Annotated in this window: 17 protein-coding genes; 8 read left to right on the forward strand and 9 right to left on the reverse strand. The window is 29.5% G+C overall.

Annotated features, from left to right (window positions below; all coding sequences use genetic code 11):
* Positions 1–25 precede the first annotated feature (25 nt).
* The 3 genes from ACJDU8_RS16560 to ACJDU8_RS16570 are packed head-to-tail and all read left to right on the forward strand — an operon-like array spanning position 26 to position 4071.
* On the forward strand, positions 26–658 hold the full coding sequence (locus ACJDU8_RS16560) for a K(+)-transporting ATPase subunit C (protein ID WP_406793263.1): 633 nt from the start codon (positions 26–28) through the stop codon (positions 656–658).
* Positions 651–3371, forward strand: a complete 2721-nt coding sequence (locus tag ACJDU8_RS16565) for an ATP-binding protein (protein WP_406793264.1) — start codon at positions 651–653, stop codon at positions 3369–3371. Before ACJDU8_RS16560 ends, ACJDU8_RS16565 begins: the two co-directional genes overlap by 8 nt.
* Position 3372: 1 nt before the next feature.
* The gene (locus ACJDU8_RS16570; RefSeq protein WP_406793265.1) at positions 3373–4071 is read left to right on the forward strand and encodes a response regulator; all 699 of its coding nucleotides are present in this window, start codon (positions 3373–3375) and stop codon (positions 4069–4071) included.
* A 114-nt stretch (positions 4072–4185) separates the two neighbouring features.
* Here ACJDU8_RS16570 and ACJDU8_RS16575 read toward each other — a convergent pair whose 3' ends face one another.
* The 4 genes from ACJDU8_RS16575 to ACJDU8_RS16590 all read right to left on the reverse strand — a co-directional run bounded on the left by ACJDU8_RS16575 (position 4186) and on the right by ACJDU8_RS16590 (position 10823).
* On the reverse strand, positions 4186–6123 hold the full coding sequence (locus ACJDU8_RS16575) for a [Fe-Fe] hydrogenase large subunit C-terminal domain-containing protein (protein WP_406793266.1): 1938 nt from the start codon (positions 6121–6123) through the stop codon (positions 4186–4188).
* Positions 6124–6286: 163 nt separating this feature from the next.
* Entirely contained in the window at positions 6287–7669 is a 1383-nt protein-coding gene (locus ACJDU8_RS16580; RefSeq protein WP_406793267.1) for an MATE family efflux transporter, read from the reverse strand.
* Between the two features lie 174 nt (positions 7670–7843).
* Positions 7844–9910, reverse strand: a complete 2067-nt coding sequence (locus ACJDU8_RS16585; protein ID WP_406793268.1) for a helix-turn-helix domain-containing protein — start codon at positions 9908–9910, stop codon at positions 7844–7846.
* A 52-nt stretch (positions 9911–9962) separates the two neighbouring features.
* Entirely contained in the window at positions 9963–10823 is an 861-nt protein-coding gene (locus ACJDU8_RS16590; protein WP_406793269.1) for a DUF1186 domain-containing protein, read from the reverse strand.
* 272 nt (positions 10824–11095) lie between these two features.
* On the opposite strand from ACJDU8_RS16590, the gene ACJDU8_RS16595 reads away from it, so the two are divergent.
* Entirely contained in the window at positions 11096–11641 is a 546-nt protein-coding gene (locus ACJDU8_RS16595) for a biotin transporter BioY (RefSeq protein ID WP_406793270.1), read from the forward strand.
* Entirely contained in the window at positions 11635–12024 is a 390-nt protein-coding gene (locus ACJDU8_RS16600; protein ID WP_406793271.1) for a DUF1284 domain-containing protein, read from the forward strand. The genes ACJDU8_RS16595 and ACJDU8_RS16600 overlap by 7 nt, the downstream gene beginning before the upstream one ends.
* A 124-nt stretch (positions 12025–12148) precedes the next feature.
* On the opposite strand, the gene ACJDU8_RS16605 is transcribed toward ACJDU8_RS16600, so the two are convergent.
* The 3 genes from ACJDU8_RS16605 to ACJDU8_RS16615 form a co-directional block, all read right to left on the reverse strand.
* Complete coding sequence (locus tag ACJDU8_RS16605) at positions 12149–13864, reverse strand: methyl-accepting chemotaxis protein (RefSeq protein ID WP_406793272.1); 1716 nt, start codon at positions 13862–13864, stop codon at positions 12149–12151.
* A 273-nt stretch (positions 13865–14137) separates the two neighbouring features.
* On the reverse strand, positions 14138–16291 hold the full coding sequence (locus tag ACJDU8_RS16610) for an RNA degradosome polyphosphate kinase (RefSeq protein WP_406793273.1): 2154 nt from the start codon (positions 16289–16291) through the stop codon (positions 14138–14140).
* 21 nt (positions 16292–16312) lie between these two features.
* Entirely contained in the window at positions 16313–17863 is a 1551-nt protein-coding gene (locus ACJDU8_RS16615) for a Ppx/GppA phosphatase family protein (protein WP_406793274.1), read from the reverse strand.
* Positions 17864–18137: 274 nt separating this feature from the next.
* Here ACJDU8_RS16615 and ppx point away from each other — a divergent pair, with 274 nt between their 5' ends.
* Positions 18138–19646: an exopolyphosphatase gene (ppx, locus tag ACJDU8_RS16620; RefSeq protein WP_406793275.1), complete on the forward strand. Its 1509-nt coding sequence runs from the start codon at positions 18138–18140 to the stop codon at positions 19644–19646.
* Between the two features lie 95 nt (positions 19647–19741).
* Positions 19742–20341, forward strand: coding sequence for an HD domain-containing protein (locus ACJDU8_RS16625; RefSeq protein ID WP_406793276.1), 600 nt, complete (start codon positions 19742–19744; stop codon positions 20339–20341).
* A gap of 109 nt (positions 20342–20450) precedes the next feature.
* Here ACJDU8_RS16625 and ACJDU8_RS16630 read toward each other — a convergent pair whose 3' ends face one another.
* Positions 20451–21158 (reverse strand): hypothetical protein, encoded by a 708-nt coding sequence (locus ACJDU8_RS16630; protein ID WP_406793277.1) that lies wholly within the window; start codon positions 21156–21158, stop codon positions 20451–20453.
* 240 nt (positions 21159–21398) lie between these two features.
* Here ACJDU8_RS16630 and ACJDU8_RS16635 point away from each other — a divergent pair, with 240 nt between their 5' ends.
* Entirely contained in the window at positions 21399–21686 is a 288-nt protein-coding gene (locus ACJDU8_RS16635) for a DUF503 domain-containing protein (RefSeq protein WP_406793278.1), read from the forward strand.
* A 41-nt stretch (positions 21687–21727) separates the two neighbouring features.
* On the opposite strand, the gene ACJDU8_RS16640 is transcribed toward ACJDU8_RS16635, so the two are convergent.
* A complete protein-coding gene (locus ACJDU8_RS16640) occupies positions 21728–22837 on the reverse strand; it encodes a metallophosphoesterase family protein (RefSeq protein WP_406793279.1) in 1110 nt (369 codons plus the stop codon).
* Positions 22838–22914: the final 77 nt, after the last annotated feature.

Here is a 22914-nt window from a genome sequence, read left to right on the forward strand (position 1 = left end):
AACTGGAGAAAGAGGAGATTTTGTTATGAAAATAATAAAGAAAGCCATTTCCGTAAGTATTGTTTTTATGGTACTTTGCGGGTTCATATATCCTATTTTTATGACGGGAATAAGTCAATTACTTTTTAATAAGCAGGCTAATGGAAGTATGGCTGTAGTTGATGGCAAAAAAGTAGGTTCAGAACTTATAGGCCAAAATTTTACAGATGCCAGGTTTTTTAGAGGGAGAGTTTCATCTGTAAATTATAATACTTATACCCAAGCAGACACTAAACCTGATAAATACGGTAAAATAACTTATAGAGGAGCAGCCTCAGGTTCACAAAATCTGGCACCCTCCAATAAAGCACTTCAGGAAAGAGTTGAAAAAGATATACAAGATTTTTTGAAGTCACATCCTGGAGTTAAAAAAGAAGATATTCCAACAGATTTACTTACAAGTTCAGGTTCAGGACTTGACCCGGATATAAGCCCTGAATCTGCAAATATCCAGATACCAGCAGTTTCAAAAGCCTCAGGCATAAGTCAGACTGACCTTAAGAAAATAGTGGATAAATATACTGAAGGAAGAAGTCTGGGTATATTTGGAGAACCAAGAGTAAATGTACTAAAGGTAAATCTTGAAATAGCTTCGATGCTAAATTTAAGGGGTGATTGAAATAGATACTGATAAAAGACCCGATCCAGAATATTTTTTAAATCAAATAAAAAAAGAAAAGGAAGAAAATGAATCTGTAAGAGGAAAACTAAAAATATTTTTTGGTTATGCAGCTGGAGTGGGCAAAAGCTATACCATGCTTATGGAAGCCCATGATATGAAAAAAATAGGTAAAGATGTAGTTATCGGATATATTGAGCCCCATGCAAGACCAGAGACTATGGCTTTATTAAATGGAATTGAAGATATAGGCCCTAAGATAATTGAGTATAAAGGCACAACTTTAAGAGAATTTGATTTAGACAAGGCACTGCTTAGAAAACCTGAAATAATATTAGTGGATGAACTTGCTCATACCAATGCCAAGGCTAAGAGGCATAGAAAAAGGTGGCAGGACATTGAAGAGCTTCTTGATGCAGGAATAGATGTATATACTACTTTGAATGTTCAGCATATTGAGAGTTTAAACGACATAGTTGAAAGTATAACTCATATTTCAGTAAGAGAAACTATTCCTGACAAAGTATTTGATAAGGCAGACAAGGTAGAACTTATAGACATTGAGCCTACAGAGCTTTTAATCCGTTTTAGCGAGGGTAAAATATATAGCAAAGAACAGACTAAAAAGGCTTTCAATAATTTTTTTACTAAAAATAATTTATTTGCTCTGAGAGAAATTGCTCTTAGAAGAACAGCAGATAGAGTAAACTATGAAGTTGAAAATGCAAGATTATCAAAAGGACAAATAACTGTAATGCCTACATCAGAGCCAATATTAGCCTGTATTGGCCCTTCTCCTTCATCTGCAAGAGTTATACGTACCGCCGCAAGAATGGCAGAAGCACATCATTCTAAATGGATAGCTTTATATATTGAGACAACAAAATCACAAAAATTGAGCAAAGAGGATAAAGAAAGGATACAGTCTCATTTTAATTTAGTAGACCAGTTGGGAGGAGAAATAGTTACTGTATATGATGAAAATATAGTAGAACAAATAATTCAATATGCAAAATTTAGAAATATTACTAAAATAATAATAGGCAAAAACCATAGAAAACCCAACAATCTATTTCATATTTATGCAAAAGATATAGTTGATAAGCTTATGGATTCTAATTCTCATATAGATGTTTATGTTATACCTAATTCAACATTTCATAAACAAAAGAATAATAACTTCATGGCAAAGTACAGCAAAAATTTTCAAATATCATTTAAAGAAGTTTTGATGTCAGGAGTTACAGTACTTACGGCTACAATACTCTCTATAATTTTTAATTATTTTGGCTTTAGTGAAATAATTGTTATTATGATTTTTATTTTAGGTGTTATAATTGTAAATATAAAAACAACAGGTTATATATTAGGGTTTATATCTTCTATAATTAGCGTAACTTTATTCGATTATTTTTTTACAGAACCTAGGTATTCACTGCAAGTTTATAATAAAAGTTATTTAGCAACTTTTGCTATAATGTTAACAGTAACTTTTATTATAGGAACACTTACAAACAAACTCCAAAAGGAAGTCCGTAATTCTTCAGCAAAGGAAAACAGAACTCAAATTTTATATAGGGTAAATGAAAAATTATTAAGTGCAACGGGCACAGCAGATGTTGTAGCTATAGGGATAAAGTATATTTCCAGACTTTTAGAGAGAACCGTGGTTTGCTATTTATCAAAGGAAAATAAACTTTTAAATCCATTTGTGTACAATCAAGATAAAGGAGAGAAAGACAACGAGCTTCTGAGCAGAAATGAAGAAACTGTTGCTTATTGGACATTCTTAAATGACAAAGAATCAGGAGCAGGAACAAATACATTTTATGGTTCAAAAGGATATTATATGCCTTTAAAAAGCCAGAGAAAGATATTAGGTGTAGTAGGGATTTCCTGCAGTAATGGAATTCTTGAACCCGAACAAAAATTTATTTTTAAAACAGTTATAAGTCAGATATCTATTGCATTAGATAGAGAAATTCTTTCTGAGATACAAAAAAATTCTAAATTAGAAATAGAAAGCGAGCGCTTAAGAAGTAATCTGATTAGAGCAATCTCTCATGATTTAAGAAGTCCCCTGGCAGGTATTAAAGGCGCAGTAAGTACTATTATTGAAAATGGCAAGCTTATTTCTGAGGAAACAAAAGAAGAGCTTCTCCAAGGTATTTATGATGATACTGAATGGCTTATAAGGTTGGTGGAAAATTTACTTAGTATGACAAGATTTGATAAAGGAAAAATGGAAATAAAGAAAAACATGGAACTAGTAGAAGAAGTAGTGTATGAAGCAGTTCAGAGAACATCAAAACGCTTTAAAGAACATAAGATTGAGGTAACAGTTCCTAAAGATATAATAATGGCCCCCATGCATGGAAGTTTAATTGAGCAGGTAATTATAAATTTGATTGACAATTCTTTGAAATTTACACCAAAAGGATCTTTAATAGAAGTAAAAGCTTACGAGAAAAAACAGCAAGTTTTTTTTCAAGTTAGTGATAATGGTATGGGAATACCAAAAGAAATATTGCCCCACATATTTGATAGATTTTTTACAAACGGAAGCAAAATATCTGATTCAAGGCGCGGCGTGGGATTAGGCCTTGCCATTTGTAAATCTATAGTTGAAGCTCACGGCGGAACGATTGAGGCCTATAATAAAAAAGACGGAGGAGCTGTTTTCAGATTTAATATTCCTAAGGAGGCAAATTGAGATGGACAATAAACCATGTATCCTTGTAGTTGAGGATGATAAACCTATAAGAAAGTTTATCACAGCATCTTTAGCCGCTCAGGCATTCAAGTATATTGAAGCGGATAAAGGAACTGAAGCCATTGCACTTTTTCTATCATATAGTCCTGATTTAATAATACTGGATTTAGGACTTCCCGATATAGACGGAATTGAAATTATTACCAAAATAAGAGAATGGTCTAAAACCCCTATCATAATTGTTTCAGCAAGAGAAAATGAAAGACAAAAGGTAGAAGCCTTAGATAAGGGGGCTGACGACTATTTAACCAAGCCCTTTGGCATAGGAGAATTGCTGGCAAGAGTTCGGGTAGCTCTAAGGCATGGAATAACTAATAAAAACCCATATAAAAACAAAGACATTTTTGAAATCAAAGATTTAGTTATTGATTTTAATAAAAGACGGGTAATAATAAATGATGAGCATATACATTTAACGCCCATAGAATATAAAATAATGGCACTTCTCTGTAAATACCCTGGAAAGGTATTAACCCACAATTTTATTATTGGTGAGATATGGGGACCTTCAACTGGTAATGAAACTAAATCCCTTAGGGTTTTTATGGCAAGTTTAAGAAGAAAAATAGAAAAGAACCCTGCACAGCCAGAATATATTTATACAGAGGTAGGGGTAGGATACAGGCTGGTAGATGAATAATTATATGCGTTAATTCCACATAATAGATACCACCTTCTATATTTCCATTTTTAAGATGGCATCCTGTGGAAATATTGGTCTGCCCCTATATATTCTAAACTATATGCTTGAAATTTAAACCTGCTCTCCATCTCCATTTAAAAGACTGGAAGCTGCCGCACTAATTTCTTGACTATTTGCAGATATCTCCTCCGTAGCAGAAGAAATATCATTTATTGAATTGCTGACGCTCTCCATTTTTGTTACCAGAACTTTTGCAACTTCATATATCTGTTTTATAAGCTTAAGCATTGAAGCCTGATCACTTTGGGTTGATGCAGCTACGTCCCTTGACTCATAAGATAGTTTTTTTACCTCATCAGCAACTACAGAAAAACCCCTGCCCAATTCCCCCGTTCTTGCAGCTTCAATAGCTGCATTTAAAGCTAAAAGATTAGTTTGACTTGCTATATCTACAATTTGTTCTGAAGCATTAGAAAATCTATCTAGTTTGTCCTGCATTTCATTAACACTATCCTTAAGAACATTTGTTGTATTTAAAACATCCTCTATATTACTAGATATTTTATTAATGGCTGCTGCACTTTCTTCACTTCCTCTTGAAACTTCTTCAACTGAAAATATTATATCTGAAACTCTTTTCTTTAACACTTCAGCATTCCTGAGTTTTTCCTCAGACAACTGATTCAATTCTTCCAGTGCTTCCATCTGATGATTTTTATCATTTAAAAGTTGATGTTCATTGCTTACTTCTTGCCTATTGTAATCAATACAATTGTAGAGGACATTTAATCCATTATGTATGGCTTTAACCATATTATTGCATGTACCATATCCGCATGCAGAGCAATTAATATTTTTTTGCGTATCAGTATGCTTATTTAAACGTTTAAATATCTCATTGTACTGCAGCTCAGTTGGTTCTTTTATATCAGATATAGCTTCATTTTTACTGTATACTCTTATAAAGTCATCTAATTTAAAAGTTTTATCAAACATTTTAAAAAGGTCATCTTTCTTTTTTTTCATAAAGGCTTTATTATTTTTGTTAAGTTTAGCATTTTTCAGACTATTAAATTTATCATCACAATCATCAATTGATATTTCATCTTCATTTACTACGGCACTGCCAAAATTACATCCGCTAGAGCAATTTAAAATATCTACAATCATGGGAACTTTAGCCCCTTCATCAATACGCTTTCTATACTCATCTAAATATTTATAAGCACTATGCTGACCTTCAATTTGACGCAGCCATACCCCTGGTGCTCTAATTTCAATGTTCTCTCTTAAACCGCCAGGTCTGCTAAATAAAAATCCCAATTCACATTTTACATCGTCAAAATCATATTCCTGGTAGCTATCAATATTTATATCATTTTTGTCCAAATAATCACACAGCTGTCTAAAAGTTACGTTGTAATTCACATACCCCCCGGTATTTTTATCATGAATTTCATCTGATTTGGCTATACAAGGAGATATAAACGCAATATTATCTGTAATATCTTTGTATTTTTTCATATAAACAGCACTGCACATCATTGGACTTTGAATTGGTGCTAGATAATCTATTAACATAGTATTATACTTTTCTATGTAATTGACTATAGCTGGACAGGGTTGTGCAACAACAGATGACAATTTTTTATCTCTTATGGCTTTTAAATATGCCCAAACAGTTATATCAGCTCCAAAAGAAACATCGTATATAAAATTAATACCTACTGACTTAAAATATCCGAATAATTTTTTATAGTTATATATATTAACCACAATTGATGGCGCTACTATTAATGATATTTTCTTTCCTGAAGATAGATCCCTGAAAAAATCCTCAGTATCGTCATTAAAGTCCCTGGCAAAGTGATCACATACTTTTATACACTCTCCACAATGTATGCACTTTTTTCCATTTATTCTAACTTTATTTTTTCCTTCTACTATATATGCTATGTTGGCACCAATAACCGGACAATTGCTTATACATTTATTGCATCCAACACACTTTTCTTCCTTTAAATAAATCAATTTATCATATTCATACATTTTAACACCGTCCTTGCATGAGATTCTGACATTAAATATATTTAAATAACTAATGAACAGAATGTATAGCTTTTCAAGTAAATTGTACCATACTTTCAAGTACTTTAGCAAACTACTTAAAAAGCCTATATTAAGGATTTGGAGACAAAACATAATAATTTTACTAATTTTTAATTAATTGTTCTACAGCATTTTTTTCTTCAAATTCCTCCTTAAATGCTTTTTGCATAAAGTAAATTGAAGTTAATATTACTACTCCATCAGTTATTGGGTATGCAATAATTGCACCTTTCATGCCAAAAGTTTTTGCAAGAAATACGGCAAGAGGTATAAATATTATCATCTCCCTATATATGGACAATAAAAAACTTTTTTTTGCCTCTCCTATTGCCTGATAATAATACATGGTTACATAATATATTCCAAGCAGAGGAAGCATTGAAACACATATTTTAAAGGCACCCACAGTTTCATGAAGTAAAACTTCATCTTTTAAAAAGAATCCTATTATTTCATAGGAAAAATACATAAAACCACACCAAAATACCATAGAAATCACAATTACAACTTTAATGGAACTTTTTAAAGTCTCTTTAACTCTTTTATACCTTTCAGCCCCAAAATTATATCCTACTATGGGCTGCATTCCAGAACTTACACCTACAATTGCAATATAAAGAAACATAGATACTTTGCTAATTACTCCTACAATAATTATGGCAGAATCACCGCCGCTATTATAAAGTACATTATTTAATACTGCAGAAACCACTGCATCTGAGATTTCTACTACAAAAGTTGAAAATCCACAAATAATTATTTCATTTAAAATATCTATATTAAAAGATCTTAAAATAAATTCATCTGAAAGTTTAATATGCAGTTTTTTAACTACATCAATAAATTTAGAAAATGCAAATATGCACGAAATAATTTGAGCAATTACAGAAGCAATGGCACTGCCTTCTATTCCCATTCCCATTTTTACAATAAGCATATAATTAATTAGTATATTAAACAATACCCCTATTAAATTGGTATAAACCATAACTTTAGTTTGGTTAAAAGATATCATTATATAACAAATTACGGCGGATAGTGCCTGGAAAACAACTCCAATTAACGCTATAGATACATATTTGTCTGCCAGAGGATAGGTATTATTGCTGGCGCCAAGTGCATGAAGGATAGGATTTTTAAAGATAAATACTAAGAAAGAAATTGAAATTAAAAAAGTTAAAGTTAGAATAAAAGAATTTACTATTATTTTTTTTAACTCAACAGTATTTTTTTCACCTATTATCCTGGCGGCATAGGTTGACGTTCCCACCGCTATAAAAAGCCCTAATGCAATAAAAAATCTCTGTATAGGAAATTCTACTGTAAGTGCACCTATGGCATCTATACCTATATACCTTCCTGCAAATACCGTAGCAACTATATTGTAAAGCTCACCTACCAATAAAGAAAAAATTGCAGGAACAGCAAATCTAAAAAGTAATTTATTTATTTTTTCATTTAAAAAGCTTTTATCATCTGCTCCCATAAAACCACCTCAATTCTTAAAGCCTAAAATATACTTAAGCCTCTTGGTTAAATTATAATATTTTAACCTGGTGAATTTCATCAACTAAAATGCTCATATAAAAGTATCAATATGCTATATTGATAAAATGCATTTTTTATTATAAAAGCAGAAAAAGCCCATTTTTTTATTTATTCATACCTCTTTTATTATTATAAGTGAAGCACCATAACCTTGAATTTTAGCCTGTATATTAAATACCGTACTTTTCTTTATACTTGTAAAATGTATTCTTGGAAAAGATGACTTATACAATATTTCCTTTTCTTCTTTACTTAATCGCTTGGGTTTACCCATATCTACCCAGTAATTATAAGAAGAGCCGATTTTTTCATTTATATCATAAGTTATCACCCTTACAGATGAAGATATGCCTACAATATTTAATGAAAACTTTTTTTCAGTAATGTTTTTGCTACCTTTAAATTTAGAAAAATTCTCAAAAAAGTTAAGGTTATCTATATCTTCATGATAACTATAAAGTAAAATTTGATATTCTCTATAACTTTTAGTAACTATATACCCTTTATCCTTTGCCACTAAAGTATCTCCCAGCTTATTCATTAAAAAATATGCATAATATGAAGGCTTTTTTATACCTTTATCATTAATTAAACCTGGATACCCAAAGAACACTTCATTGGTAAGATCTATTTGTCTATCCAAAACATCAAAAGCCCTTAAAATATCAATATTACTTTTTTTATTTATTATACTGTTAATTGTAAAAGGAATCATGTATGCTGTATCATAAATAAAATTTACACTATCTCCATATGTGGCTCTATCTTTCAAGACTTTAAATTCATAATTTTCACACAATAATTCAGTTATTTCTTTTACATACTCTCTATCCACTTTGGATACAAACTGAAACTTAAAAGAATTAAAATCTATGGTATCCAGCTCACTGAAATAATCCAAGAATGATTTTAATACTTTTTTAAATTCTTCTCCTGTAAAACCTTCATTATCAAGCACTACAAGAACTCCTACTCCAATATTATGCAAAAATTCAAAAACATCACCACAACGATTCCAGTTATAAAACTTAGCTCCTGGAAATATGCCCATATCTTCACTGAATACATTTAAAGTTCTTGCATATTTAAATCCAACTTCATCCTGAAGCATTTCAAGCATATCTTTATTATCCTCAATAAGAAGATCAAAAGCATCCCCTACATTAATTATATCTTTAAAATTTTTGTAAAATTTCTCAGTATTCTGTGACATATTTAGAGCTATTTTAATTATTTTCTCTTCATAGTTAAATCTATCATAGTCTTCAAGATAATAGGTTATAAATTGAAGACTCTTTGAAAGAGGCATAAAAGTTATTTTTTTTTGTTTCTTAAAAGTTTCTTCATCCCCCTTAAATTTTTTTCTGTATTGAGAAGGTGAACATTTGAACCGAATTTTAAAATGTTTATTAAAATATCTTGTATGTGAAAATCCCACTTCTTCTGATATTTCGGATATGTTTTTGTCAGTATCCAAAAGAATTTTCAATGCCTCATCCACTCTAGTCAAATTAAGTAAATCTGTAAAACTGTATCCCGTGGTATCTTTAATTCCATGGGATAAATAATGTGTACTCAAAAACTCTTTTTTAGCTATATCTTGAAGTGTTATATTGTCATTATAATTGTTGAATATATATTTAGTAATTCTATGATATCTTTCAAGCAATTCTTCATTTTCCCTTAAGTCTTCCATTTCGTTTGTAAGATAATGAAAATTATTTATAAGGTGATATAAAATCTTTACCAGTATATCTTTAATTACCTCATCATAGTTATCCTGTTTCTGTACAGCTTCACAGGTTATCCGTGAAAGGAATACTCTAAGTTCATCATATTCCTCTCCCTCCTGACCATTATCATCGGTAATATTTGTATAAAAAAACATATTTTCAATATCCGTATAATATTTTTCAAAAAAATTAGGATCTATGTGAAATACGAGCATTTTATTATCTTTGTGGCTGCTATAAATGCTATGGGCTTCATCTATGTTTATTATTTCTATATCCTTTTCCACAAGTTCATACTTATCTGAATCTATAGTTACATAAAATTTACCTTTAAGCACATAAAGTATTTCTATAGAATTATGCCAGTGTATGGGATATTCAATTATATTGGCACAGGAAACCAAAACAGGTACATCCTGTGGGTAATTTATATATTCTCTTCTCATAAAACAACACCTCTGGTTAACTTATCCGAAATATACCCATTAATTAAATAACTTATTTCCTTTTTCTCTGCTTCTTTCTAGAAGCCTCTACCTGCTTTCTTTTTTTCTTCTTTTTATCCAAGCTTTTCTTATCAACTTCTGTTGATTTTGTATATTGTGATTTTAGTTCACTGTCCTCTTTGGTAAAACATGGCCAGTATTTTAAATCATTAATTGTATCCTTAATAAACTCATATCCAAAATTTTTTAGATTTAAAATTTTCTCAGTATCATCTACATTAAGTTCCTTATTTACTCCCTCTAATGATATGTAAAAAGTTTCTACCAATTCATCATCATAGGCTTTTTTTATCTCTTCATATAATTCATCAGGACATATTTTACAACAGTTGCTTACAAGACTTCCCCAAATGGTAGAGCACTGCCTTTTTAATTTTTCTTTAAATAAAATTCTATAATACTCAACAATCTCATCTTTAAATATAATACCTTCTACCCAAAGTACAGGAAATGTTTTAATAGCAGCAATTCTAACATACTCATTAATATCTTCATTTTCTAATAATTTTTTTATAGGTTCAGTATTTCCATCACAAACAGATGCTAAAATTCTATGCAAATCTTCTGTAATAACATCACCAAAAACACCATATGTAATTTCATCAGGCAGACTGACTAAATCTATAATTAGGGGAAATCCTCGATTTTCCTTAAACTGTGATAACAAATAGCTGGCATATATATGCACAAAATAATTTGGTTCTTCTAAAATTTCTTTATAATTATCTTTTGTACTTTTTAATATGTTGAGTAATTCAGGAATAAACTCCTCCTTATTATTTATTATTTGTCTCAATTGTTCTTCTGGAAATTTGCCATTAATGTATTTTATTTGTTCAAGTAATTCATTCATAAAATAAACTCCCTCTGCAATCCGTAATTTTTGTTAAGTTTTTATTATTTTACATTGTTAACACTATTATAATACAAATTTTAATTCATCTCTATAAATCTGCAAATAACTATCATTTATAATGTGAAGTAATTCTTAGGTTAAGATGGAATTTTTATTATATCGTAAACCATTAAATATTTTCATGTTGACAATACATCGTATAATCATTATAATCAAATTGTCAGTGTTTTTTATAATCTAGTTGACAATACTTAAAAAGGAGTAAAAAAATGAATCTGAAGATAAGAGATATTACTATTACAGCCATTTTTACAGCTTTAACAGCTATTTTAGCTCAAATTTCCCTGCCCCTTCCTTTTAGTCCGGTGCCAATTACCTTTCAAGTAATGGCAGTTTACATATCTGCAATAATCTTAGGAAGTAGACTTGGAGCACTATCTCAAATTATATATGTACTTTTAGGAGCAGTAGGAATACCTATTTTCGTGAATTTTCAGGGAGGATTAAATGTGGTACTTGGTCCATCAGGGGGATATTTAATATCTTATCCTATTATAGCTTTTATCATAGGAAAAATATCAGATAAAAATTTATCTTTTATATCATCAATTGCATTACTGGCTGCCTCTCTCCTGCTTTGCTACGGAATGGGAGTAGTTCAGCTTTCACTTATAACAAATATCAGCATTAAAAAAGCTGTGGTATTAGGTGCCCTTCCCTTCATACCTCTGGACATAATAAAGATTATATTAGCTTATTTATTAGGAGGCAAAATAAGGTCAGCCCTTGTGAAGACCCATCTTATAAAATGTTAACATTAAGAGCCCATCATCTATTATGTATTCAGGGGTACAGAGGTTATGGCTATAACAAAAAATTTACTGAAAATATGGACAAGATAATCGGCCAATTAAAAAAAGATACTTCCATTAAAATAAAAATTGCAGCAAAGACAGATGAAATTTGTTCCTGTTGTCCTAATAATACAACAAAAAAACTATGCCAATATGAATTTAAGGTTCAATCTCTTGATAAAAAAGTATTAGATTTATTAGAAATAAATACAAATGAAATTTATACCTACAAATTTATTCTAAATACTATATACGAAAGAATAACTTATGACAACTTTAAAAATATATGCAGTACCTGCCAATGGTTCGGATACGGATATTGCAAAGAAGGACTGTCAGTATGATAGTAAAGGTGTATCCCATTAATATGATATCTTTAACGGAATACACCTAAAATTTTATTATTAGTTACTTTGACATACCGGACAGGACTTTAGTTTTCCCTTATTGTTTTGTATATTTTTTCAGTTAGCCGATTTTAAATTTATTTACCATGGAAGTAAGTTTTTCTGCAAGTTCCGCCTGGCTCTGTGAAGACGCCGATATATCTTCAATTGCTTTAGTTACCTCATTTATACTGCTTAATATTTCCTGAGATTCAGAGGAAGATTGTTCCGCTGTTGAAGTTACACTTTGAATAGCACTATTCACCTTGGATACCAGTTGCTTCATTTGATTAGAAGAGATATTAATTTCTTCTGATATATTATTTATAAATTCTGCATCTTTTTCATATTGAATCCCTGTGTCCATAAGAAATTGATAACTTGGCTTTACACTATTTACCATGTAATCTAAGATATCTTTTCCACTTTCAGACAGGTTTTTAAATGCAGCTTCTACTGAAAATACCATTTTATTGATGCTCTCTATGGTATTAGAAGATTGTTCGGCAAGCTTTCTCACTTCATCTGCAACAACAGCAAACCCCCTTCCATGTTCACCAGCTCTTGCAGCTTCAATAGCTGCATTTAATGCCAGAAGGTTTGTTTGTTCGGCTATACTGGAAATAGAAGCAGCCATAAGCTTAACTTCCGATACCACTCTTCCATCCTCAATTGCTTTTATAATATTGTTCTTCTTCTCATTATATATACTTTCTCCTTCTTCTATGTTTTTGGAAGCTGTTTGTTTTATATTTTCGGCCCTTTTCCTTATTTCCAGTGAAGATTTTGCGGATTCTTCCACTTTATTTGAAAGCTCATGTATACTAGTTTCCATTTTCTCTGATGATTGGCTGATCTCTCCTGTAATATTACTTAAATTTTGTGCTCCTTTTGCTATATAATCCGTAGCTTCATTTACAGACAGCATCATAGATGAAATCTCCTCACTAGTAGCAGAAAGTTCCTCACTAGAAGCACTCATATCTTCGGTACCCCGTATTATTTCCCCAATTAAATCTCTCATATTTTTATTTGCGCTACTTAACTCTTCGGCTATTAATCCTATTTCATTCTTACTGGACAATTTTAATGTTTCACTTAGATCACCTTTACTTAATAGTTCTGTGAAAGATAAAATTTTAGCTACTTCTGATGAAATTGAAGAAGAAATTTTTACACCTAAAGCCAGTGCCATAATCAAACCTAATACAGATATCAAAGTTATCATATAAAAGGAAGTATTATATAAAGAAATATTTTTTGTATTACTATTTTTAGCCCTTTCATCTACAATCTGCACTAGTTGTTCAATGGTCTTTGTCAATTTGTCCCTATAACTAGCTGCTTCTTTATTCACAGTCATTGCTTCATCATATTTACCATCAGCCATCAAATTTATAATTTTATCACAAATATTTCTCCAGTCAGTTAATTCACTTTCTAATTTAGTTAATATATTTTTCTCTTCAGGACTTAAATTTTTCTTTTTATATTCACTCAATATACTGTCATTTTCATTTCTCAGACTGTCTACAGAATTTATTGTATCCGAAATTTTACTATTATCTCTACTTTCCACTAAATTTATTATAGCTAGACGTAGATGCAAAGTATTAGCATCAAATTTATCAAGACTCCTAAGGGTTTTTAAATTATCATTATAAAGTTCATTGGAGCCTGTATTTATTTTACCCATATTGATTATACTGATTATACCCACTATTACAATAAATAGAGATATAGTCAAAAAACTCATTAGTAGTTTACTTCTTATCTTTACATTATTAAACCATCCCATAGTCATTCCTCCTAAAATATAGCACAATTAATATGTATCCATTTTAACAATATTTATTAATTAATATAAATTATTAAACAATATTCTTATTATATCATATATTTTTATATTTACAATACCATTTAATATAATATTAAATTATAAAGCCTATATAACTAAATTCTCACAATTTAATCTCCATGACCTGGGCAAAAACAGTAAGATCTTTAATTGATGTTAGATCAATCTTAAATCTTACTGTCCTATCAAATTGAATAATCTATTCAATAAAAATTAATTGTATGAAAAATTATCGTTAGAAAACACAGGAATAAATCCTTCTTCTAACCACTTATTAGTGAAAATATAACTATTCATATATTCATTATTGTCAAGTGGATAATTGCAGAAAAATTTTTGACTATCAATAAGTTCCTTTCCCCTTTTATCAATACGAACATAATAACCATCTGAGTTTAAAATTCTAGCTTTCACTGTATCCAATAAAGAAATATCGAGGATTTGCTTTATTTTTTGTTTTACTAAAATATCCTCAATAGGAAATAATGATTCCACTCTTCTATCTAAGTTCCTATTCATTAGATCCGCACTTGATAAGTAAATAGCTTCTTCCCCATCATTATAAAAATAATAAATACGACTGTGTTCTAAAAACCTTCCAACTATACTCCTTACAGAAATTTTCTCACTTATACCTGGAATTCCTGGTCTTAAACAGCATATTCCTCTCACAATTAAGTCTATATATACCCCTGAACAGGATGCTTTGTATAATGACTCTATAATTTGCTGATCAACTAAAGAATTTATTTTAATTATGATTCTAGCTTTTTTGCCATTTTGAGCATTTTCTATTTCTTGATTAATTAAGTATAAAAAACTATCCCGCAAATGTAAGGGAGCTAAGCTCATCTTAAACAGTTTTGTTGGCCTGGAATAGCCAGATAGCATATTAAATAGTGTGGAAGCATCTGCACCAAAGTAAGGATTTGCTGTAAACAAGCCTAAGTCAGTATATAGCCTTGCAGTTATATCATTATAGTTTCCTGTGGCCATATGAACATATCTTTTTATTCCATCTGCTTCTTTTCGGACAACAAGTAATATTTTACAATGAGTTTTAAGTCCTACAAGTCCATAAATCACATGACACCCAGCTTTCTCTAGATGTTTTGCCCAATGAATATTATTTTTTTCATCAAACCTTGCCTTTAACTCAACTAAAACTGTAACTTGTTTACCATTTTCAGCTGCTTCTATTAAGGCGTCAATGATGGGAGAGTTCCCACTTACACGATATAATGTCTGCTTTATTGCCAGAACCCTTGAATCAGAAGCAGCTTCCTTTACTAAATTGATAACAGGATCAAAACCTTCATAGGGATGGTGCAGCAGAATATCTCCTTTTGAAATGGAAGAAAATATACTTTCATCGTTTGAAAATTGTTCAGGAATATGGGGTTTAATAGGGGTATATTTTAAATGTTCATAATTTTTTATATTACTTAACTTCATTAAAAATGTTAAATCAATAGGTCCATTTATTTCATATTCCCTATCTTTTGAAATTTCCAATTCGCTTTCCAAAATTTCAAGCAGTGACTTATGAATACCATTTTCGATTTCAAGTCGAACTGCACTGCCCCATTTACGCTGTTTTAAAGATTCCTCAATGGTTTCAAGTAAATCCTCCGCTCCTTCTTCATCCAAAGTCAAGTCAGCATTTCTTGTAATACGATAGCAGCTGCAATCTAAAATAGGATATCCGCTAAAAAGATCATTTAGATTCATCTTGATTATATCTTCTAAAAACATAAATGTCTTTTCATTTGTATTCTCGCTGTCAGAAGGGATTTCAACAAAACGTTCAAGTACAGAGGGAACCTGAATTGTTGCAAAAATGCTTCCACTACCCTTTTTATCATTTTGTAAAAGTAATGCAATATTTAGACTTCTATTTAATATAAGTGGAAATGGCCTGCTTTGATCAACTACCATAGGCGTTAGTACAGGATAAATGTTTTTCAAATAATATTCTTTTAGATATTTTAACTGTTTTTCACTAAGTTCCTTAGATTTTAAGAAAACAATGTTTTCTTTTTTTAAGGAAACTTTCAAAGAACGATTATAACAATTTATTTGATCGTGGACTAACTTATGTACTCTAATTGAAATTTTCTCTATTTGTTCTAATGGAGTTAATCCAGATGGGTCAGGTTTATTAAATCCAGCTTCAATTTGAGCTGATAAAGAACCTACACGAACCATAAAGAATTCATCTAAATTTGAACTTACAATGGATGCAAATTTAAGTCTTTCAAAAAGGGGATTACTATTATCCTTTGCCTCATCTAATACCCGCTCATTAAATTCTAACCAACTCAATTCTCTGTTAATAAAATTCTTTGGTGAATTATAGATACTCATTTTAGTATATTCCTCCTTTGATTATATAATAGGTTTCACACCAACAACCTCTTCAAAGAAATCTACATTTTTCGTAAAATTCCATTCTTCTAAAATTATTTCATCTTCCGCATTTAAATTGAAAAGCAGAGTTTCTCCTGCTAATGTCAATTTTAATTTTTTTATTTTTTGTAAATGAGAGGAATCCAGTGATTCGGCTAACTTTAAAATTGCAGATAAAGTAGATACAATTATTTTAGATTTATCACCTAATATTTGATAATTATTATGAGATTTCATGGGAATTTCATAAGAGTGATATCTAGCTATATTGGCAATTAAAGATATTTCCTCATCAGAAAATCCCAAAATACTTTGATTTCTTATAATATTGTAAGAATGAATATGGTGATGGGTGTTATTTATTATATTCCCTGAATCATGAAGAATAGATGCTATTTGTAAATACATTCGTTCTCTGTTTCCTAATTTATGAAGCTTATGGGTTTGATCAAATATAGATAAAGATATTTTTTCAACAAAAGCAGCATGCTGCTTATTTATTCCATATTTCTCCCCAATATACCAAACTGAACTTATAATATCATTGAAAGATTCTTTTCTTCCTGGCATATCCATAAGTTCATCTGCTAAATTATATAAAACACCCTGCCATAATGATATTTTAGGAACATATATTCCATCAGTATTAGTAATTTTAAAAAAACAATAAAATATTGAAATTGAAGGTAACAAAAGTTCCGTTTCCTTTTTAGATAAATTATATGTGAATTGTATTTGGTCATTATTTATGTTTTTAATTTCATTATATAATTCCAAAAAATTCTCTTTTGTTATATAATCATTATTAAAATTTTTATCTCTTAGTTTTTGTCTGTTTTTTACCATTTTAATAATAGTCTTTAATTCTCCACCCAATCCAACAAAATATTCTGTTTTATATTTTACTATGATATCTTTTAATGAATAAATTTTACTTTCAATGTGTTGTTCCATAACTTTTGAAAAATCCAATGTCTTTTTTTCTAAATCTGATAAATTTTCCTTAAGTCTTAAAGATCCTAATTTTTCATATCCAGCAAATTTAAGTTCATCTTTTTCATAAATTAATACTTCTAATCCACCAGAAGTAACATTTATAATTAATGCACTTTTTAAAATCTTTAAATTAGATTTGAAGAAATGTTTTCTAATTGCTTTAAGCATAAAAAAGCGTTCCTCTGCAGAAGTAATTGACTGTACATCCAAACCAACTCTAAGTCTAATTTTTTCTAAAACATATTGTTTATTTTCAGCTTCTCTAATGCCACTAGTAGAAACAGCCTTATAATATTTAACATTATAATCACTCATCAAATGTACAAAGCCTCTTAGTGTGGCACAAGTTTCATTAATAGTACTTATAGAAATTCTTCCAGATATAAAAGTATCTTTTCCATTTTCAGTGGATTTAATTACATTTTCCAGAACTTTTATGTCACCTTGTTTGTCAATTTCTGCAATGATCATTCTTAAATAATTAGAACCTACGTCAATAGCCGCAATAAGTTCATTTAAACTCTTTGTTATCATGTAAAATCCCCTTCATATAACAATTTTATACAAAAATAGACTTATTATTCTTTAATACTATATATACAATGTTAAATAAGTATTTACTTTAGGTTAATAAAATTTAACTAATATAAAGCGAATATGGTGTTATTACCATATTAATGTTATTTAACGCTTTAAAAAGATTAATAAATACTTTATGGTTAAAAATTGAGGTGTTATCTTGTTATTCTTTATATGATATACTTTATATTAACGTAAAAAAGTTATATACGAAAAGGAGATAAAATTAATGATTAGAATAGGAATCGTTGATATAGGATCAAATTCTATACGTTTAGTAATTGCACAAATTCACGGAAATAATTCCTTTAGCATAATAGATGAAGTAAAAGAAACCATCCGTCTTGGAAAAGACATGAATTTAAAAGGACAACTTAACCCTATGAGAATTGATAAAACAATAAGTGTTTTGTCTTTTTTTAAACGCCTATGTACATCTCAAAATGTAAAACATACTATAATAGTTGCAACAGAAGCAGTACGTAAAGCGGCTAATCAAACTGAATTTTTAAATCGGGTTAGAAATGAACTGAATATGGAAATACGTGTGTTATCCGGCAAAGAAGAGGCTTATTATGACTATTTTGGTACCATAAATAGTATAGATTTTTCTGATGCACTTTTATTGGATATTGGAGGAAGCAGCACAGAACTTATTTGGGTACAAGGACGGCAGCTAAGAGAATCTATTAGCTTACCAATAGGAGCATTAACCCTCACCGAAAAATTTTCTTTGTCACATCCTATTGATGAAAATACAGAAGCTGAATTAATAGATTTTTTACTTTCCTACTATGATGATATACCATGGTTAAAAAATTTAAAAAATATAAAATTAATCGGAATAGGTGGAAGTATAAGAAATATAGCCAGAATTAATCAAAAAGCTCAGGACTATCCTTTAGATAATCTTCATAATTATGAGATGACCTCAAATGAAGTTAAAAATATATACGAAAGTGTAAAACACAAAAATTATAGTCAGCGAAAGAAAATTAAAGGACTTTCAAAAGATAGAGCAGATATATTTTTAGGACCTATGGCTTCTGTAGTAACTTTACAGAAGTTCGTTAATTCAGATGAACTTTGTATAAGTTCAAGCGGTATAAGAGACGGCTTGCTTTACGAATATATTCTGCACAAAGAAATTCCTTTAAATGATGTATTAGATTTTTCTTTAAATAATCATATTCTAAATTTTGAATTAGATAAAATCCATGCTCTAAAAGTATGGAGTCTTACAGAAATATTATATAACGATTTAAAGTTACTAATTGATATACTACCATCAGAAAGCATATATAAAATTTTAAAAACATCTTCATTATTGCATGACTGCGGTATACGTATAAGCTATTATGATCATCATAAACATTCTTTTTACATAATTTTAAATTCTAAGATTAATGGCTTATCTCACAAAGAACAAATTATTTCTTCATATGTGGCAGCTTCTCATAGAAAAAATACTTTAAAAATAAACAGTGAGCACTATGCCAAGATAATTAACAAAAATGATATTGAAATAATTGAAAAACTTTCCATACTACTTAGAATTTCTGAAAATCTTGATAGAGCTATGAATGGCAATATTCATAAAATTAACTGCAGTATATCCGAAAAGGAAGTAGTAATAGATATTACATCAAAAAATGATGCATTATTAGAAATAAATTCTGTATTAGAAGCTGCACCTGCCTTTGAAAAAATTTTCAATAAGAAACTGGTAATCAAATAATTCTTAACTTCAACTAAAATTTACTTATAAGGAATATTTTTTCCTCATATTTCATATAATTTAAGATAAAATTATAGTTATATGTGGAGAAAAGCATGGCAGGTATTGAGAGTTATTTAAGTGAAACAGAACAAATTGTAGTTTTAAATAAATATAATATACATGATATTGCCTTACACCAAAAGAAAGTGGCACACTATGCTGTAAAATTGTTTGATTCAATGAAAGAATATTATAAATTTGCAGAAAAAGATAGAGATATATTATACTATAGTGCACTTTTACATGATATAGGATATTTTATTAATAAACAGGGACATCACAAACATACAAAATATCTTATTTTAACGGAACCAATGCTGAATAAAATACCTAAAGACATAAAAATTCTTATTGCTTTTATTGCAGGTGGACATCGCAAATCAATTGACCATGGTATAAAAATTTATCCTGATGAAATTCAACTAAAAATATTACAATTAATTGCCTTGTTAAGAATTAGTGATGCATTAGATCATACCCACAAATTAAAAATATCATTAGAAAAAATTGAACTTAAAAATAAAACCTTGAAACTTTCAATTAATGGAGAAAAGACTATTAAAATTATAAATAAATTTGAGAAAAAGTCTACTTTGTTTAGAAAAGTATTTAATATACCAATAGAACTGGAGCATAACCATCTCCTATTTTAATTCCAGTTCAAATTTTACCTTAATTTTATATCTGGCTATAATAGTCTGTGTACTTTAAAAAATTACACAGACTACTTTATTAATAATTCTTAACAGAAACAGTTTTCAGTTATTTACTTGATATTTTACCATAATGTTTTATATCAGAAGCTGAAGTTTTTACATAATTCAATACAGTTTTATGAGCTTTAGGAATATATTTTTGCACGTAATGATAATAAACTATATTAGCAATCGCATCAGGATGTTTAGTAAAACTTAAAAAAGTACTAAAGCTGCTGCTGGATACAACCTCACCAGTTTTAGGATCTACATAGTTAAAGAAATCAAATACTCCATTATGGGTACCAGAGCTTTCAGTACCTTCTCTCTTTCCATAATAGGAAAATACGTTTTTATTATTCGTTATACCTATATCTATAAATGCATATGCATGGGAATGATTGATTTTATGAGTACGGAAATACTTTTCATTATAAAAATAAAATCTACTATATTTAAAAGGTTTACCCTTACTTGCATCTGAACAGTATCTTACTATATAACCTGAATCATCACAATCTATTATCCTTCCATTATATGTCTTTACAGCACCTCGATGTTGGTATAATACACCTATACCTTTACCTCTATTTGAAGCTCTACACGCACTATTGTAATTTCCATCTCCAACTAAAATACTTTCTAATTCTTCAGATATATCCTCTGCACCTTCTGGCTGTTCTTCACTAACATCCACATCTTCTGGCTGTTTCTCATCAACATCTACATACTCTACTTCTTCTACATTAATATCATTTTCTTCATATGTCATCATCTTCTCCTCCTTCTTTAACCATTCATTTAATAAACTCATCTGAAAATATATTAATGAACCTTATTTTGTTTTCTAATTAATAATATTCATGCACCCTTTGTTTGTTACAAATTAATTTAAATCCTAATATTTAATTACAATAGAAAATATTAATTTATTTATGTATGATATAATTGTTAGCAGTACAAAATAACATTTAGTAACTGGTAACAATTTTATAATAAAAGAAATGGTGAGAATATGAGAATTTTACTTATGAAAATTACCTTAAGGGCATCATGGGTACATTCATTAAAGGAAAAAAGAATGATCGTAAAAAGCATAATTCAAAAATTAAGAAATAAATTTAACATATCAGTATCAGAAATAGATAGTCAAGATATTCATAAAACAATCGTTATAGGTATTGCTGGAATATGCGCCAATACATCACAGGTGCATTCCACAATGGAAAATATCATAACTTTTGTAGAATGTAATACTGATGCAGAAATACTTAATATTGAAAAAGAAGACATTAAAAGTTAGCAGTCATCTCTATAACTGCTAACTTCTATCTTAAGTACATCTTATATAACATTGCTCCATATATTAGTCAGCTTTTTCCCATTACTTTCATAATATATATACGCTGGCTGCCAGTAGTTCCCTATATATTCACGTTGGCGAGTATTTACAGATACAAGTATTTTATTTGGTATATCTATTTTAGATATTTTTATTACATTATATCTTCCAGGAACACCTGGCCATAAACCATTTTTGCCAACACTTAAAGCTCCTGCCCCAATCATAATCATATTAGGATTTATATTTTGAGGATTTAAATAGTCTAAGCTTATACTTCTATGAACATGACCATGCAGATAAATTTTAAAATTCTCATTTTGCAGTATATTGGCAAAAGGAATATTATTTCCATAGCCACTTATAATATTTACCGGGTGATGCCCTACTGCTATTTTTATTATATTATTTTGTGGCAGTTGTCTTGAAGCCTTTATTAAACCCTCCGTATCAAAATAAGTTATTTTACGATTAAAGTGATCAATTTGAGCTGAGGTATTTAGCATGAAAAATGCTAATTTTTTATTATCTATAAAATCTCCTAGTACAACTTGAAGCTGCTGCCTGGGATTGTCCGGAAAAGGTACTTTATATAATCTTTGGTATAGATATTTACTATAGTTCGTGAATTTTTTATACCATTCTCCGCTGTTTCTTTTTAAGTAAAACAGGTCAGTTCCCACATTAGTAACTACTTTATCTTCAATCCTTGGAGTACCAATGGCTAAATGATAGCTGTTCATAGTAATAGTCCAACTCAAGTCATGGTTTCCAGGTACTATGATTATATTTTTATATGGTACATTAAGCTGTTCGCTTAATATATTTATAAAATGGAATGCCTTCTCAAAAGATACTTCTGAATCACCACGTTCAACAAAATCTCCACTAATTACTATATAGTCAATATCATTTAAACTTAAGCTGTTTTCAGGATTATCAAAATAGACTTTCTTTAAGTCAGTAAGTAAAAGATATGCCTCATTTTTTTCATCAAGATCCAATATATAGTGTAAATCACTTAGGTCTAGTATAATTCCTTCTCTTTTAGCTTCTCTACTGATTTCCTTCTGTAATGGAGCTTTTACTTTTCCTTTTAATTTATAATCCATAGCCTCATCCCCAAATTTAATAGTATTTAATTATCTAAAATTTCTATATTACTACTATATAATACTCATCAATAAGG

Source organism: Candidatus Clostridium eludens, assembly GCF_045310515.1.
GTDB classification, from domain to species: Bacteria; Bacillota; Clostridia; order Clostridiales; family Clostridiaceae; genus Clostridium_B; species Clostridium_B eludens.